Consider the following 15,534-nt stretch of genomic DNA (forward strand, 5'->3'; position numbering starts at 1 on the left):
AAGTATGTTAAAATCTACTGCAATTTTAGCGTTATTACTACCAAGTATTCTTTTAGGGCAATATACTATAAAGGGGGTGTTTTCTCCAGCCGAAGAATACAAAGTAGCCTTGTTGTACAAGGTAACGCCACAAGTCTCTAATTATGTTGCTAATGCCAAAGTAGGACCCGATGGGAGTTTTGAGTTTAAAATGGATTCTACGGCTATAAAAGGCATATATAGGGTGGTCTACGCCATTCCGCAGGAAGAGTACAATTTTGATGTGATTTATAATGGTAAGGAAAACATTGCACTTACTTTTAATTCGGAAATAGGGGTAAAATTCCAATCCTCTGTTGAAAATAAATCATTGGCGTCTTATACCAATAGTATGTCCATGATTACGCACAGTATAGGTAAGTTTTATAGGGAACAAAGTAAAGACACACTCGCTCTAATATCTATTTTTAAAACGCAAAGAGAAACGCAAGGGCACTATGAAGCAGTTACAAAAGGAATGATCGCCTGGCATTTTATAAAGGCCAATACGCCCTATATCCCAAACGCATATGAAGATGTAGCAACCTATACTGATAATTTGAAGACGCATTATTTTGATCATGTAGATTTTAATAATGAGGTACTCCAAAGCTCTAGTTTTTTAATAGAACGTATGTTAAATTATGTGTTTGGAATGTCGACTGAAGGGCTTGATGAAACAGCGAATTATATAAGCAATATAGATGTTTTTTGTAAAGTTATAGAACAAACAGATCCAGAGATTAAAAGAAGTTTATTGGTTGAATTATGGCAGCAAATGGTCGATTTGAATGAAGAATCGGTTGCCAACTATATTGCAGAAACCTACTTAATGGATTTGGCGGTTTTATTAAACGATCAAGAATTATTGCATGCATTACTATTGTATAAGGATATTTCGATAGGGAGTACAGCGCCCGATTTTTCTTTTGAAGTGGAGGATGGTAAAAACAAAAAGACTACAAAAAAATTGAGTGAATTAACGGGGGCAGAAAATTACGTATTGGTATTTTGGAGTAGTACGTGCTCGCACTGTTTGGATCAAGTACCGCAATTGGAGGCGTATGTAAAAAACAGAGAACCAGATACTGTAAAAGTGATTGCGGTTGCTTTGGAAGAAGAACCTAATGAATGGGCTTCAGTTATTAAAAATTATCCAGATTTTATCCATGTTTATGGCTCTGGTAAATGGGAAAATCCTATTGGTAATAGTTATAATGTTACAGCCACTCCAACCTATTTCATTTTAAATGATAGCAAGGTCATTATAGCAAAACCCGAAGATTTTGAAGCTTTAAAGGAATTTTTTGAAGCAGATTAGGTTTTGTTATTGTTTTGGATAGGAATAATAGTTAAAAATGGTAGAAAGCATTTTCTAGATGCTCGATAGTAAAACCGTTTCCGTTCTTTATAATAGCAATAATGTCAAACCGAACATCTACGTTTAAATTGTTCTTAATTACATAGGCATCCACAGCTTTAACAAGTCGTTGGATTTGTTTGGGTTTTACAAAATCTTGTGGATTACCGAAATCGATAGTTGATCGTGTTTTAACTTCAACAATGGCTAGTATTTCGTTAATTTGAGCAATGATATCGACCTCGGCTTTGTCAAATCGGTAGTTCCGTTCCTTAATAGCATAGCCTTTTTTCAATAAGAAATCTTCCGCCAGTTGTTCGCCTTTTTTACCAAGTTCGTTATGTTGTGCCATGAAAGCCTTTTGTGTTTCATTCCAAAGTAGACCAAAGGCTAACTGAAGAATCTATTATTAAATGAACGTGAATAATGGATAAGGAATTTATTTGTTTTCGATACACCAAATCACAGATTTGGCACTCAAACTGACATAAATTCCCACTAAAAGTACTTTTCGATACTGAATTTTTCCAGAATTTCAATCGAAGATACGTTAGGATTCGTAACCATTATTCACGTTAAATGACGTTTTAATATTTGGTAAGGTCAATATAATAAAAATCGTGGTATTTTTGCTACAAATACGATTCGTTTTGAATGTTATTACCCCCTAAACAAAAAGAAGTCGTCTTTCATGCCTTCTATTTGTGAGTCTTCGTTGGTAATAATGTAGTCGATTGCCTGAGTAGTAAAATCGTTGCCCTTTTCTGTAAGTGAAACAATTTTGTTTTCAATACGAATCATATTGTTTTTAAGCGCTAAATCCAAAACCGTCTTTGAGCGCACTTTTTGCCAGTTAATATGCTCGTTAAGATGATTAACATGGCGTTCGGTTTCATCGGTATGATTTTTTAAATGCAACAAAAATGTAAGTAATGATACTTCAGTGCGTTGTTGTTTTTCCCGGTATAGAATAGCTATGATGCCTTTATTGGGGGCAAATAAGTAGATTGTTAAAAAAAGGATCCCCAAAACAGATGTGATAGATCCAGCAATGGAAGCGTCTAGCCAATGGGCGAGCCAATATCCTGAAACAGCACTGATTACACCAAAGCAAATAGCGTAAGCTAACATGCGTTTTAAATTGTTGGTTATTAGGTAGGCACTCGCTGCGGGAGCGATCATTAATGCTACAACCAATATGGCGCCTACGGCGTCAAAAGCACCAACCGTTGTAACAGAAGAAACCGTCATCAAGCCGTAATGGATTACCATAGGGGAAAATCCCAGAGCCGATGCCAGACCGGCATCGAAGGTGCTTACTTTAAGTTCTTTAAAGAAAGCTATTAAAAGTGTGATTGTAATAAGTAGAATGGTTCCAATAATCCACAACGATTTTGGACCGAGGTCAACTCCTGAAACAAGGAGCCTGTCGAAAGGAGCAAAGGCAAGTTCTCCAAGTAAAACCGCATCGACGTCTAGATGAATATCGTTGGCGTTCTTTGCAATTAATATCACGCCAATACTAAATAGTGCAGGGAATACTAAACCTATAGCGGTGTCTTCTTTTACTAACCCCGTTTTTTGTATGTATTCTACAAGCACTACTGTAATAATTCCAGTAAGTGCAGCTAAAAGAATAAGTACGGGCGAATTTAGATCTTGCGTAATGAAAAAGCCAATAACAATACCGGGTAAGATGGAGTGGCTAATAGCGTCACTTATCATGGCCATTTTACGAAGTACCAAAAAGGTTCCGGGAATGGCACAGGCTATGGCAACCAAACTAGCAATCAGCTGTATTTCCAATTGGGCGCTACTCATTATTTTCGGATTGTTGGTTGTATAAATTAGCTGCTGTTTTATAGCCTTCGTTAGTTAGGCTCCAATTACCGCTTTCCAGTTTTACATATCGTTTGTCTACTAACTTTTGAAGTGTTCCCTTTGTGTAGCCCTGAAAGTTATTTAAAATCTTTATCGTGTGTGGGTGTGAAATGTCTTCATGCGTTTTGGCGATATGGTACATAAATGCCAAGGTTTTATGTAGTTTTAAATCGCGACGGTTTTTAATAAACCGTATTTGTTTAAAGAGCAGGCCTCTTCCTGGTGAAAACACAAAGGAAATCAGTACAAAAATACCAGCAACGATAACAATAACTGGGCCTGTGGACAGGTTATTTTGGCTAGCGCTAATAGCGGTTCCAAACACACCCGAAAAGGCACCAAATATAGCGGCCAGGAATACCATCATACTTAGACTGTTGGTCCATTGCCGAGCAGCAGCGGCAGGAGCTAATAACATGGCACTCATAAGTACAACCCCAACAGTTTGCAATCCTAAAACAATAGCCAATACAATAAACGTTGTAATTAAAATGTCTATAAACTTCGTATTAAATCCTAGTGTTTTTGTGTAATCTGCATCAAACAAAAGAATCTTGAACTCTTTCCAGAAAAGCAACAATACCAAAAGACAAATGCCTGTAACTATGCTCATGAGCCAAACATCGCTTTCAACAAGTGTTGCCGCTTGTCCGAATAAATATTTGTCCAATCCAGCCTGATTTGCGTTAGGCTGCTTTTGAATATATGTTAATAGTAACATACCAAATCCAAAAAACAGGGAAAGGATAAGCCCCAAGGCGGTATCGGATTTTAAATGGGTTTTACTAATAATGCCCTGAATCCAAAAGGTGCCAACAAGTCCACTAATTAAAGCCCCCAGTAATAGGGTGTTGGTGTCTTTGGCTCCAGTAATTAAGAAGGCAATAGCAATGCCCGGTAGCGCAGCATGTGAAATGGCATCGCCCAAAAGACTCTGTTTTCGCAATACGGCAAAACTCCCTAGCATACCACAAACCGCACCTAAAATAGCCGTTCCGAGCGTGATGGTTCTAAGCGTGTAGTCTGTAAAGACGAGTTGTATGTATTCTAAAAAATCTATAGTAATTAATACTTAGGGTTAGATCGATATAATTTAAAACTTTTAAGGTTTTCGAATTTAAACTCTGGTTCATCCATAATTCATTTTTCAACTAAACAACTAGTCGCTAACTACTACTTTATAGTTAATACCATAAGTTTTTGTTAGGTTATCGTCGTTAAAAATATCCTTAACCGGTCCAGTAGCTATCTTTTTCACATTTAAAAAGGTTACCCAATCAAAATATTCTGGAACTGTTTGAAGGTCGTGGTGTACAACAATTACTGTTTTTCCTGCTTTACGAAGCTCTTTTAAAATATTGATAATGGCTATTTCTGTTGTGGCGTCAACACCTTGAAACGGTTCGTCCATAAAATATATAGAGGCATTTTGTACCAGTGCCCTTGCTAAAAAAATACGCTGTTGCTGTCCGCCGGATAACTGACTTATTTGTCTGTTTTTAAACGACAGCATGCCTACTTTTTCAAGAGCTTCTAAGGCTGCTTTTTTTTCTTTTTGTCCAGGGCGTTTAATCCAGCCCAGGCTACCGTAGGTGCCCATCATAACCACATCGAGGGCGGTGGTTGGGAAATCCCAGTCTACACTGCCTTTCTGTGGTACGTAAGCAACTAGAGAGCGTTGCTTGTCGTAAGGCTTTCCATAAATAGCAACACTTCCGGCTATGGGTTTTAAAATCCCTAGAATAGACTTGATAAGTGTGGATTTACCTGCGCCATTAGGCCCAACAATAGCCATAAGAACACCTTCAGGGATTTCTAAGTCAATGTCCCAAAGCACAGGTTTGTAATTATAAGCGACGGTTAAATCGTCTACTTGGACAGCTATTTTGTTTTTCATTTTGTCATATACGATTTACCTCTAGTTGTTATGACTGTTTTTATTTTAGCGCATTTACAATAGTGTTTACATTGTATTTAAACATGCCAATATAAGTTCCTTCAACTGTTCCAGCACTTCCTAAAGCATCAGAATATAAAGTGCCGCCAATTTCTACATGGTGGTTTTTTGAATTTACGGCAGCTTTTAGTGCTTCGATGGTTCTCTTAGGAACAGAACTTTCTACAAAAATAGCTTTTACTTTGTTTTCAATAATAAAAGCAGCAAGTTTTTGAACATCCTGAACGCCTGCTTCTGTAGCTGTTGAGATGCCTTGTAGGCCAACAACATTGAAACCGTATGCTTTTCCAAAATAATTGAAGGCATCATGTGCCGTTACTAAAATACGCTTTTCTTTAGGAAGCTGTTCTATAATGGTGTTTATTTCAGACTCTAGTGTAGTGAGTTTTTCGATGTAGTTTTTACCATTGGTTTCAAAAGCTTGCTTGTATTCTGGTTTAGCTTCAGAGAGTATTTTGACTACATAAGAGGTAATGGTCTTCCAATAACTAATATCGAACCAAATGTGAGGGTCGAAATTACCTTGAAAGGATTCCGAACCTATAAGTGTGTCAGAATCTAAGGCATCAGAAAGGGCGACGGTTTTTTTATTTTGATGTGCCATTTTTTCAAAAACTTCTACAAGTTTTCCTTCTAGGTGCAAACCGCCATAAAAGATAATATCTGCATTGGCTAATTTTGTTACATCGCCTTCGCTCGCTTTGTATAAATGGGGGTCAACGCCACTACCCATTAAGCCCTGTACGTTAATGAGATTACCGCCTATGTTAGTCAGCAAATCGGTTATCATTGTAGTGGTTGTAACGATATTAAGTTTTTGATTACTTTTTTTTTCGTTTTTACATCCAAACACAACAGGTATTATAAGTAAAAAGAATAGCTTTTTCACGCGGTTAAAATTTTTGCGAAGTTAATAATAAAAGTAGTAAGCACATTAAAATCATTTAAGCGTGTAGCGCAATCCCAAAAATAAGCGTCTACCTTGGTTTGGTCCATAAACATACGATGGATCGAAAGTTAGGGCGTATGGGTTGTCCTGTGTTGCAACTACATTTCCGCTATTGTCAAATTGAACATTTTCATCAAAAGGATCATGAGCTCTTGCAATTATAAATGGGTTTCCTCTGTTGGGAGTCCAATTGAGTAAGTTTTTTACACCGGCATAGAGTTCAAAATTGTTTATACCATCGTAGGTAAATTGTATATTTTGAATGCTCCAATAAGGTGAGTGCGCTAGTCTGGGGTCTAAGTCGCCTAAGAGGGGAAGGCGCATGGGGCCGTATAGATTTCCGGTATAGTCTATGGTCAAATTGTAGGTGTAATTTTTGTACGAAGCAGCCCAGGTGCCTGTAAAACTTTCTGTTAACATTTGACGTTCGGTAATGTTTTGTTCGGTTTTCGATACGTCTTGAACGGTTGCTCCAACAAGTAGTTTAATGCCATTTGCAAACATAGCGTCTAAATTTAGGCTAAGACCTTTGCTTATGGCTTTTCCGTCTAGATTGTCATATATAATCTGGTTAGGGTTGGTGTCGTAATCGGGTAATATTAAATTAGTAAAATGTGTATACCATGCCGAAGCATCTAAACCAATAATAAAGCCGTTTTTGGTGAAAATTTTTGTTAGGTAGTTAAGGTTGACGTTGTAGGAGCGCTCAGGTTTAAGAGCTTCTGCTATAATAACATCTCTGGCGCCTGTAAGGGCAGCGTGTTCCTCTGTAAATAAATTTACGACCCTAAATCCTGTTCCGGCATTCAGCCTAAAGATGTCATTTTCGGTGGGTTTAAATTTGTACGCTAGTCTTGGTGTGAAAATATTACCATGTCTTTTGTCGTAGTCATAACGAGCGCCTAGTAAAAGCTTGTGTTTTTTGTTAAATGCAATTTCATCTTGTACAAAAAATGAAGGAATAACAATGGCATCTGCTTTTTCAGTTGCAGGCGTGTTGTCATTATAAAAGTTATAGCGTGTTGCTATACCAAATAGCATATCATGGTTTTTCATGGGTTTGTCCCATGTTAATTGACCAAAGCCGATACGCTGTTCTGCTAAATAAGGTGTATTCCCGTATACCGAGTTTTGGTCGTGATCGGTATAGGAAAATTGAAATAACATTTTCTCTGATATGGGTAATTGGTATTTGCCAAGAAGTTCAAATCGCGTTGTATAAATACTTTCGCCATACACTTCATCGCCTCCCCTATATGTAGGATCCCATTGCATTTCGCCTCCCCATCGGTCTTCATAAAAAAAGCGGCCAGCTAAAGAGAATAGCCTGTTAGCTTTACGCTTAAAATCCCATTTTTGAAAAACAGAAACACGATTTTGAAGTGTTAAATCTGTAAAGTTATCGTTGTTATTGTCTATTGGATTGTTATAATTAAAGTAATTAACTCCAAACAACAAATTGGTTTTGCTTCCAACTTGCGCTTTAAAACCAACGTCTGCATTGTATTCGCCCCAGGCAGTTGTATAAGTATCTGCAAATACCAAAGGCGCGTTTTCAGGTAGTTTGGTAATAATGTTTATAAGCCCTCCTACAGCTTCGCTTCCATAAAGGGAAGAGGCTGGGCCTTTAACTATTTCTATTTGCTCGATAAGTGAGTTGGGAATACCAGATAGCCCATAAACGGTCGATAACCCACTTACAATAGGCATACCGTCAATTAATACCAATGTGTATGGACCTTCAAGGCCGTTAATGTGAATGTCACCTGTATTACAAACATTGCAGTTAATTTGTGGTCTAACCCCGTTAACATTCTGTAATGCTTCAAAAATATTGGGCGTTGGGTTTTTCTTTAAAAATGCGGGGGTATAAACCTCTACTGGAACAGGGCTTTCCAACCGGGAAACTGCTTTTAAAGTACCAGTGACAACAACCTCATCTAATAGTTCCGATTCGTATAAATTAAAGTTTAGCGTTGTGTTGTTATTGGCTATTAAAACGTCTTTGCTTTGGTTTTTATAACCGGTAAAAGATGCGACAACAGTGTATTGTCCTGCTTCGATAGACGTTATTTTATAATAGCCATCTTCATCGGTAGTGGTTCCCTTTGTAGTCCCTTTTAGGTAAACATTTACATAGGGTAAGGGTTCGCCTTCAGAAAAGACCTTTCCTGAAATTTCTTGAGCATTTACCTGAAATAATGACAGGGTTAAAAAAAGTGTTAAGTATTTCATGTATTTATTTTTTTGCAAATATAAATATAAATTTAGATTAATCTAAAAATTTATTTAAATTAATAATTAAAGTATATTTGTGGTTTAATTATTTTGGTGCTATGATTACATTAACTGAAGAAAATTATATAAAGGCTATCTATCAATTAGGTAAATATGGAACGGTAAACGCGAGTACTAATAGTATTGCCGATGCTTTGGAGACAAAAGCGTCATCGGTTACTGATATGATTAAGAAATTGGCTGATAAAGGTTATGTTAATTACAAGCCTTACCAAGGTGTTAAGTTAACCCAAAAAGGAAAAAAAATAGCGGCAGATGTAGTTAGGAAGCATAGGCTTTGGGAGGTGTTTTTAGTAGAAAAACTAAATTTTTCGTGGGATGAAGTCCATGATATAGCCGAGCAATTAGAGCATATAAAATCCGAAAAGCTAATTAATGAATTAGATAAATTGCTTGATTATCCAACACACGACCCTCATGGGGATCCTATTCCGGACAAATCGGGGGATATAAAAAAGACCGATAAAACATTGTTGTTTAATTTGGATGAAAACGCAAAGGGTATTTGTGTTGGTGTAAAAGACACTTCGTCGGCATTTTTAAAATATTTAGATAAGTATAATATTGCATTAGGTTCTAAAATTACTGTATTGTCTAAGGAAGCCTTTGATGATTCAATGGTAATACAAATAGGAGAAACTACCATTAATATTTCTCAAGTTGTTGCCAATAACTTATTTATTAAGGAGCAGTAATTGAAGGCCATTAATGACAACCACAGCCATCGTTACCACCGCATGATTTTTTAGGAGCAGGTTTTTTCCAAAAGAATTTTTTAACCAAAAAGACGATAGCCAAGGTTAAGGCTGTAAAGACGAGTATGTTTTGAATGATCGTGTTCATCGTTTTTTTTGTCGCAAATAAGTATAAATCCTTAATTATAGAGGGGTGCTATTTATTTTAAAATTTGAAATGCAATTAGTGCAATTATATAAGCAAAGCTACTCATAATCCCTAACTGTAACAAAGGCCATTTCCAACTGTTGGTTTCGCGTTTCACTATGGCTAATGTACTCATACATTGCATGGCGAATGCATAGAATAATAAAAGTGAAATGCCGGAGGCAAACGTGAAAAGAGGGCCTCCCAAAATAGGGTTAACTTCGGCGGCCATTCTGTTTTTTATGGTGGCTTCGTCATCACTTCCAACACTATAAATGGTTGCTAGTGTTCCTACAAAAACTTCACGAGCTGCAAAAGAGCTTACAATGGCAATACCTATTTTCCAATCGTAGCCTAAAGGTCTAATGGCAGGTTCTATACTGCGCCCTGTTAGGCCTATAAAAGAATGTTCTAGTTTGTGGGATGCTATTTTTTGTTGTAGCTCGTCATCAGTTATATTTTGTGAAGCGTATTCTGTTTTAATAATATTTTCGGCATTGTTAAAGTTGTCTCCTGGACCGTAAGAGGCCAAAAACCAAAGTATAATTGAGATGGCAAGAATGATCTTTCCTGCGCCATATACAAACGATTTTGTTTTTTCAACAACTGTTAATGCAACATTTTTTAAAAGAGGTAGTTTGTAGTTGGGCATCTCTACAACAAAGAACGTTCTACTTTTAATTTTAAGAATCTTGTTGAGCAGGTAGGCTGAAAACACAGCAGCGCCAAAACCAATAAGGTATAAAAGCATTAACGTAAGTGCTTGGTAGCCCAGGCCAAAAAAGCGCCCATCGGGGATAACCAAAGAAATAATAATAAGGTAAACAGGTAAGCGTGCAGAGCAGGTTGTAAACGGAGTAACCAAAATGGTAATTAGGCGTTCCTTCCAACTTTCTATATTACGTGTGGCCATAATAGCTGGAATAGCACAGGCAGTTCCTGAAATAAGGGGTACGACGCTTTTTCCACTTAGCCCAAAACGGCGCATGACCCGATCCATTAAAAAAACAACACGACTCATATAGCCGCTCTCTTCAAGAACGGATATAAATAAGAATAGAAAGGCTATTTGCGGTATAAAGATAACAATACCGCCAAGGCCAGGTATAATTCCTTCTGCCAGTAAATTGGTAAATGCACCATTGGGTAATTGGCTTTTAGCCCATTCGCTAAGGGATGCAAAAGCAGTATCGATAAAATCCATTGGGACGCTGGACCAATCATAAATAGCTTGAAAAATGGTTAATAAAATAACAAAGAAAATAAGGTAGCCCCATACTTTATGGGTTAAAACGCGATCTAGTTTGGTGCGCAAGTCTTTAGCTTGCGAAGCATCAATGGTCTGTCCCTGTTTAAGAACATTGTTAATAAACTGATAGCGCTTAATTGTTTCTTTTTGTTGCAAGCGTTTTAGGTCGGTTTTGGACTTTGTTTTGAAATTGGCAACAGCTTCAATTTCATTTCTATCCGTTTTGCCAAAATTCACATCTTGGGTAATTACTAGCCAAAGCTTATAGAGTAGCTGGTTGGGAAAGGCTTTACGTAAGCTGTCAAAATAGGCTTTGTCTATTTCGGAGGCATGTAAACAAGGAGTTACAGGTAAATCTTTATAATGAGAGATTAAATTTTTTAAGTCTTCGATCCCTAGCTTTTTCCGTGTACTTATTAAGGCTATTTTGGTTTTTAGGTGTTTTTCTAGATAGTCAATATCGAGCGATATGCCCTTGTAATGCATTCTGTCGGCCATATTAATGACCAAAAGCGTTGGGATTTCTAAATCTTTTATTTGTGTAAATAATAGTAAGTTGCGTTTTAGGTTTTCAACATCACTAACAACCACTGCTATGTCTGGAAAATCTTTATCGGTTTTATTTAAAAGCAGTTCAATCACCACATTTTCATCGAGCGACGAAGCGTTTAAACTGTAAGTCCCTGGTAAATCTATAATGTGTGCCTTTACGCCTCTTGGTAGTTTGCAAACACCTTCTTTTTTTTCTACTGTAATTCCCGGATAATTGCCAACTTTTTGATTTAAGCCTGTTAATGCATTAAAAACAGAGGTTTTTCCGGTATTCGGATTTCCAATTAAGGCAACGTTTATTTGTTTACTCATGCACTACTTTTTCTATTAAAATATGAATAGCGGTCTCTTTTCGAATGGCTAAATGACTACCATTAATATTTAAATACATAGGGTCTTGAAAAGGCGCCAATTGAACGAGCTCAACCACATTGCCCGGTAAACATCCCATTTCTAAAAGTTTTAATGGAATGTGATTAGACGAAACATCTGTAATGATTGCCTGTTCTCCGCGTTTAAGGTGTGCTAATGTGTATTGCAAGCTTATTTAGATTGATTTTAAAGAAGCAAAAGTAATGTAAAAGTTTAAAAGTTTAAAAGTTTATGCTTTAAAGTTTGTTGTTAAATCGGTAAAAATTTAGAAAAGTTGAAGCGCTTTGTTTTTTTGACCGAAATTACCACTAGCATTCTAAATTATTGAGACAAGACAATTGTACTACCAAAGTAAAAAGATAACGCATTGAAATTATTTGGTCTGGATTCTTTTGTCTAAAAGCGGAGCGATCTCTAGTCAATCTTTCGAACGACTATGAGAAGTTGTGTAATAAAAGGCTATTTTTCTTTTTTCAATATATAAATATCATCGAGCAGACGATCAATATCTTCAGACTTGGTACCGTCATAAAAACCACGAATCTGACGTTTTTTGTCAATGAGCATAAAATTTTCTGTATGGATCATATCATAAGCATCACCATTGCCTTGATCTTTTACTGCTAAATAAGATTTCCTGGCCAATTCATAAATTTGTCTTTTATCACCTGTAACCAAGTGCCATTTAGAGTCGTTAACACCTTTTTGTACAGCATACTTTTTCAATTGAGCAACATTATCGATTTCTGGCGTTACACTATGCGATAGTAGCATGACTTCTGGATCGTCCTTAAGTGCATTTTGAATTTGTACCATGTGATCTGTCATAATCGGACAAATGGTTTGGCAGGTGGTGAAAAAGAAATCGGCTACGTAAATTTTGTCTTTGTAAGTTTCTTGGTTTACGGTTTTTCCATTTTGATCCGTTAGAGAGAAATCAGCTATTTTATGGTATTTCTTTTTATGTTGAATGGTGCTGTCTACTAGTTCGGTGCTCACCATAGCCGGTTGGTAAATAGGTAAAGGTTGGTAGACATTTAAAGTGTTATATATAAGGGTTACAATGATAACGGATATAATAACAAAGACAATAGCAAAATTTTTGTATGCTTTAAAAAATGATAGCATAAGTGTTTGTAAAAATTAAATTCATGCAAAAATACAATGAAAATTGATCACCTGCGGTTTTGTTGAAGTTTAAATTCCTGTTAAAATGCACGTATTGTCTTTTTTAAAGTTGGTTTAAAAGCTTACTTTTGTGCGATTATAAAAATCTGATTGAAGCTATATGGAGTTTGTTATTAAAATATCTCAATTTTTATTGAGTTTATCATTGTTAATTATTTTACACGAATTAGGGCATTTTATTCCAGCAAAAGCATTTAAAACCCGTGTAGAAAAATTTTACTTATTCTTTGATGTTAAATTTTCACTTTTTAAGAAAAAAATAGGAGAAACAGTTTATGGAATTGGTTGGTTGCCATTAGGCGGGTATGTAAAAATATCTGGGATGATCGATGAGAGCATGGATACCGAACAAATGTCGCAACCTGCACAGCCTTGGGAATTTCGCTCAAAACCAGCTTGGCAGCGTTTAATTATTATGTTAGGAGGCGTTACGGTAAATTTCTTGTTGGCAATTTTAATTTATATAGGTATGAGTTACTTTTATGGTGACAAATACTTGCCTAATGAGAACATAAAGGATGGCCTTGCAATAGAGAGCACGGTAGCCAATAAAGCAGGTTTGCTAACGGGAGATAAGATTTTAGCAGTTGATGGTGATAAGATTGAAACTTATTCTCAAATTTCAGAAAAAGTACTTTTTGGAAAAGAAATTACCATAGAACGCAATGGGGAGCAGTCGATAGTAACGTTGCCTGAAGATTTTTTAGCCCAATTAATCGATTCTAAAGAAAAAAGATTTATTAATCTACGAGAGCCTTTTGTTGTTTTTCAAGTTCCGGATACTTCGTTTAATAAAGGCAGTAATCTTGTTAAAGGCGATATAATAACGAGAATAAATGATAAAGAAACCAGGTATGCCGATCAGGTAAAAGAGGCTTTGGAATTATTCAAAGGGAATGAAGTTGACGCCGAAGTGTTAAGGGATGGTGAGACCTTTAATACCTCTTTAAAAATCAATGAAGAAGGAATGTTAGGGATGATTTACGCTACGAATATTACTTCAGAGACATTAGAAGCCTTAAACTATTATAAATACGAAACGAAATCTTATGGGTTTTTTGAATCCTTTCCTGTTGGGTTAACCAAGGCTAAAGATAGAATGGTCTCTTACTGGGATCAATTAGGAGCTATTTTTACACCGAGTACAGGAGCTTATAAAGGTGTTGGTGGATTTAAAGCGATTTATGATATATTTCCTAATGTTTGGAGTTGGCAGGTATTTTGGAGTATTACTGCGTTTTTATCTATTATGTTAGGGGTTTTAAATTTATTGCCTATACCAGCACTTGATGGTGGACATGTTATGTTTTTACTGTATGAAATGGTTTCTGGAAGAAAGCCGGGAGACAAGTTTATGGAGTATGCGCAAATGGTTGGCTTTTTCATTTTAATAGCACTTGTTTTATTTGCCAATGGAAACGATATTTTTAAAGCGATCTTTGATTAAAAAAAGATTGAAAATATTTGGAATGATATAAAAATAATATATATATTTGCGCTCGCAAAAGTGAAGCGAACACTCCTCCTTAGCTCAGTTGGTTAGAGCATTTGACTGTTAATCAAAGGGTCCTTGGTTCGAGCCCAAGAGGGGGAGCAAAGAAAAAGCCTTACAAACCGTGAGGCTTTTTTGTTTCACTTATTTATAGATATTAATTTAGTTCACGCCAATAAAGTGAACATTCCTCCTTAGCTCAGTTGGTTAGAGCATTTGACTGTTAATCAAAGGGTCCTTGGTTCGAGCCCAAGAGGGGGAGCAAAGAAAAGCCTTACGACCCGTGAGGCTTTTTTGTTTTAATTAACTTTAGTATGTTTGCTGCTTAATGGCTCCATAGTTCAAGGGATAGAACAAAAGTTTCCTAAACTTTAGATCCAGGTTCGAATCCTGGTGGAGTCACGAAGTGAATACGCCAGAAGTGCGTAGCACTAGTAAAGCAAGGCTTTACGATTCGGGGTTTATCCTGAGTCTAGCCGAAGGGAATCCTGGTGGAGTCACAAAGTGAATGCGCTAGAAGTGCGCAGCACTGGCAAAGCAAGGCTTTGTGATTCGAAGTTTATCCTGAGTGTGACCGAAGGGAATCTTGGTGGATTTGCTAAGTTAAAGGTTGAATTTATTTTGGATAAGATCAATTGTTTTGTTGCCAATTCTTGTTTGTTTCAATCTTCACTCGTTTCGGAATAGGTAGGTGTAATCATTATGTGAGCTCTATGGGTTCCAGGATCCATAATCCAAGGGTGGCCGGCAGCATGAGGAACGGTTGGTATACCTGTGGTTTCGGTGGTTGCGTACGGGATGTAGACAACGTACCTAACATGTTGATTTTCTATTTCTTTTGTTACTTGGTTTACATTTCCATTTAGTACAATCAATGTGGAGCAATAAGGTATTTTTAGGCTTCCATTCTTAACTTCATTTTCTCTGATATCAAAAATTTCTTGAAATTTCTTTCCTTGCCTTTTTAGTTCACGCCCTCTTGCCATGAATAAATCTAAATCCTTATGGTAAGCGGCAATTTCGAAACCTTCTTTGTTGGGATCGTCTGCAAGGCAAACATATTGGTTTGTCCCTTTCTTAAGCACCATAAAGTTTCCGTGGGAATCGTAGCCGTAAACTTTTGCGCCTTCGCGAAATTCCTCTGCTATTCCCAAAACAGCTGTTTTTACTTGCCATTCCTTAGACGGAATGTTTGTTTGGGATACGATACAAAACGGTAAAAGTAATAATGGAATTATAAATTTAAGTTTCACACGTTTAAATTTTAGTAATTAATTGATTTTGTTGTAATTATAAAATTAAGAACGTGTGCGACCACTGCTTACACTCGTTCTCT

The 15,534-nt window shown here is 36.6% G+C and carries 14 protein-coding genes and 3 tRNA genes; 6 read left to right on the forward strand and 11 right to left on the reverse strand.

The window, feature by feature from the left end:
- Window positions 1-4: 4 nt before the first annotated feature.
- Entirely contained in the window at window positions 5-1,339 is a 1,335-nt protein-coding gene (locus JF259_RS09035) for a TlpA family protein disulfide reductase (protein WP_199114993.1), read from the forward strand.
- A 31-nt stretch (window positions 1,340-1,370) separates the two neighbouring features.
- On the opposite strand, the gene JF259_RS09040 is transcribed toward JF259_RS09035, so the two are convergent.
- The 6 genes from JF259_RS09040 to JF259_RS09065 form a co-directional block, all read right to left on the reverse strand.
- Window positions 1,371-1,730: a YraN family protein gene (locus tag JF259_RS09040; RefSeq protein WP_199114994.1), complete on the reverse strand. Its 360-nt coding sequence runs from the start codon at window positions 1,728-1,730 to the stop codon at window positions 1,371-1,373.
- A 308-nt stretch (window positions 1,731-2,038) separates the two neighbouring features.
- Window positions 2,039-3,199 (reverse strand): metal ABC transporter permease, encoded by a 1,161-nt coding sequence (locus JF259_RS09045; RefSeq protein WP_199114995.1) that lies wholly within the window; start codon window positions 3,197-3,199, stop codon window positions 2,039-2,041.
- The gene (locus JF259_RS09050) at window positions 3,192-4,319 is read right to left on the reverse strand and encodes a metal ABC transporter permease (protein WP_199115027.1); all 1,128 of its coding nucleotides are present in this window, start codon (window positions 4,317-4,319) and stop codon (window positions 3,192-3,194) included. Before JF259_RS09050 ends, JF259_RS09045 begins: the two co-directional genes overlap by 8 nt.
- Before the next feature lie 99 nt (window positions 4,320-4,418).
- Window positions 4,419-5,156, reverse strand: coding sequence for a metal ABC transporter ATP-binding protein (locus JF259_RS09055; RefSeq protein WP_199114996.1), 738 nt, complete (start codon window positions 5,154-5,156; stop codon window positions 4,419-4,421).
- A gap of 40 nt (window positions 5,157-5,196) precedes the next feature.
- Window positions 5,197-6,105, reverse strand: coding sequence for a metal ABC transporter solute-binding protein, Zn/Mn family (locus JF259_RS09060; protein ID WP_199114997.1), 909 nt, complete (start codon window positions 6,103-6,105; stop codon window positions 5,197-5,199).
- Window positions 6,106-6,156: 51 nt separating this feature from the next.
- Entirely contained in the window at window positions 6,157-8,400 is a 2,244-nt protein-coding gene (locus JF259_RS09065) for a TonB-dependent receptor (RefSeq protein ID WP_199114998.1), read from the reverse strand.
- 104 nt (window positions 8,401-8,504) lie between these two features.
- Here JF259_RS09065 and JF259_RS09070 point away from each other — a divergent pair, with 104 nt between their 5' ends.
- Entirely contained in the window at window positions 8,505-9,158 is a 654-nt protein-coding gene (locus JF259_RS09070) for a metal-dependent transcriptional regulator (RefSeq protein WP_199115028.1), read from the forward strand.
- Between the two features lie 10 nt (window positions 9,159-9,168).
- Here JF259_RS09070 and JF259_RS09075 read toward each other — a convergent pair whose 3' ends face one another.
- The 4 genes from JF259_RS09075 to JF259_RS09090 all read right to left on the reverse strand — a co-directional run bounded on the left by JF259_RS09075 (window position 9,169) and on the right by JF259_RS09090 (window position 12,646).
- Complete coding sequence (locus tag JF259_RS09075; protein WP_199114999.1) at window positions 9,169-9,306, reverse strand: FeoB-associated Cys-rich membrane protein; 138 nt, start codon at window positions 9,304-9,306, stop codon at window positions 9,169-9,171.
- A 52-nt stretch (window positions 9,307-9,358) separates the two neighbouring features.
- Entirely contained in the window at window positions 9,359-11,458 is a 2,100-nt protein-coding gene (gene feoB, locus JF259_RS09080) for a ferrous iron transport protein B (RefSeq protein WP_199115000.1), read from the reverse strand.
- Entirely contained in the window at window positions 11,451-11,687 is a 237-nt protein-coding gene (locus tag JF259_RS09085) for a FeoA family protein (RefSeq protein ID WP_199115001.1), read from the reverse strand. The genes feoB and JF259_RS09085 overlap by 8 nt, the downstream gene beginning before the upstream one ends.
- A gap of 290 nt (window positions 11,688-11,977) precedes the next feature.
- A complete protein-coding gene (locus JF259_RS09090; protein WP_199115002.1) occupies window positions 11,978-12,646 on the reverse strand; it encodes an SCO family protein in 669 nt (222 codons plus the stop codon).
- Between the two features lie 160 nt (window positions 12,647-12,806).
- Between JF259_RS09090 and rseP the strand changes: the two genes are divergently transcribed.
- The 4 genes from rseP to JF259_RS09110 all read left to right on the forward strand — a co-directional run bounded on the left by rseP (window position 12,807) and on the right by JF259_RS09110 (window position 14,600).
- Window positions 12,807-14,153: an RIP metalloprotease RseP gene (gene rseP / locus JF259_RS09095; protein ID WP_199115003.1), complete on the forward strand. Its 1,347-nt coding sequence runs from the start codon at window positions 12,807-12,809 to the stop codon at window positions 14,151-14,153.
- A gap of 73 nt (window positions 14,154-14,226) precedes the next feature.
- Window positions 14,227-14,300 (forward strand) — tRNA-Asn (locus JF259_RS09100).
- Between the two features lie 86 nt (window positions 14,301-14,386).
- Window positions 14,387-14,460: transfer RNA gene (locus tag JF259_RS09105), tRNA-Asn, on the forward strand.
- 68 nt (window positions 14,461-14,528) lie between these two features.
- Window positions 14,529-14,600: transfer RNA gene (locus JF259_RS09110), tRNA-Arg, on the forward strand.
- 260 nt (window positions 14,601-14,860) lie between these two features.
- On the opposite strand, the gene JF259_RS09115 is transcribed toward JF259_RS09110, so the two are convergent.
- On the reverse strand, window positions 14,861-15,451 hold the full coding sequence (locus JF259_RS09115) for a hypothetical protein (RefSeq protein WP_199115004.1): 591 nt from the start codon (window positions 15,449-15,451) through the stop codon (window positions 14,861-14,863).
- Window positions 15,452-15,534 lie beyond the last annotated feature (83 nt).

This window comes from Snuella sedimenti, from assembly GCF_016428595.1.
GTDB lineage: Bacteria > Bacteroidota > Bacteroidia > Flavobacteriales > Flavobacteriaceae > Snuella > Snuella sedimenti.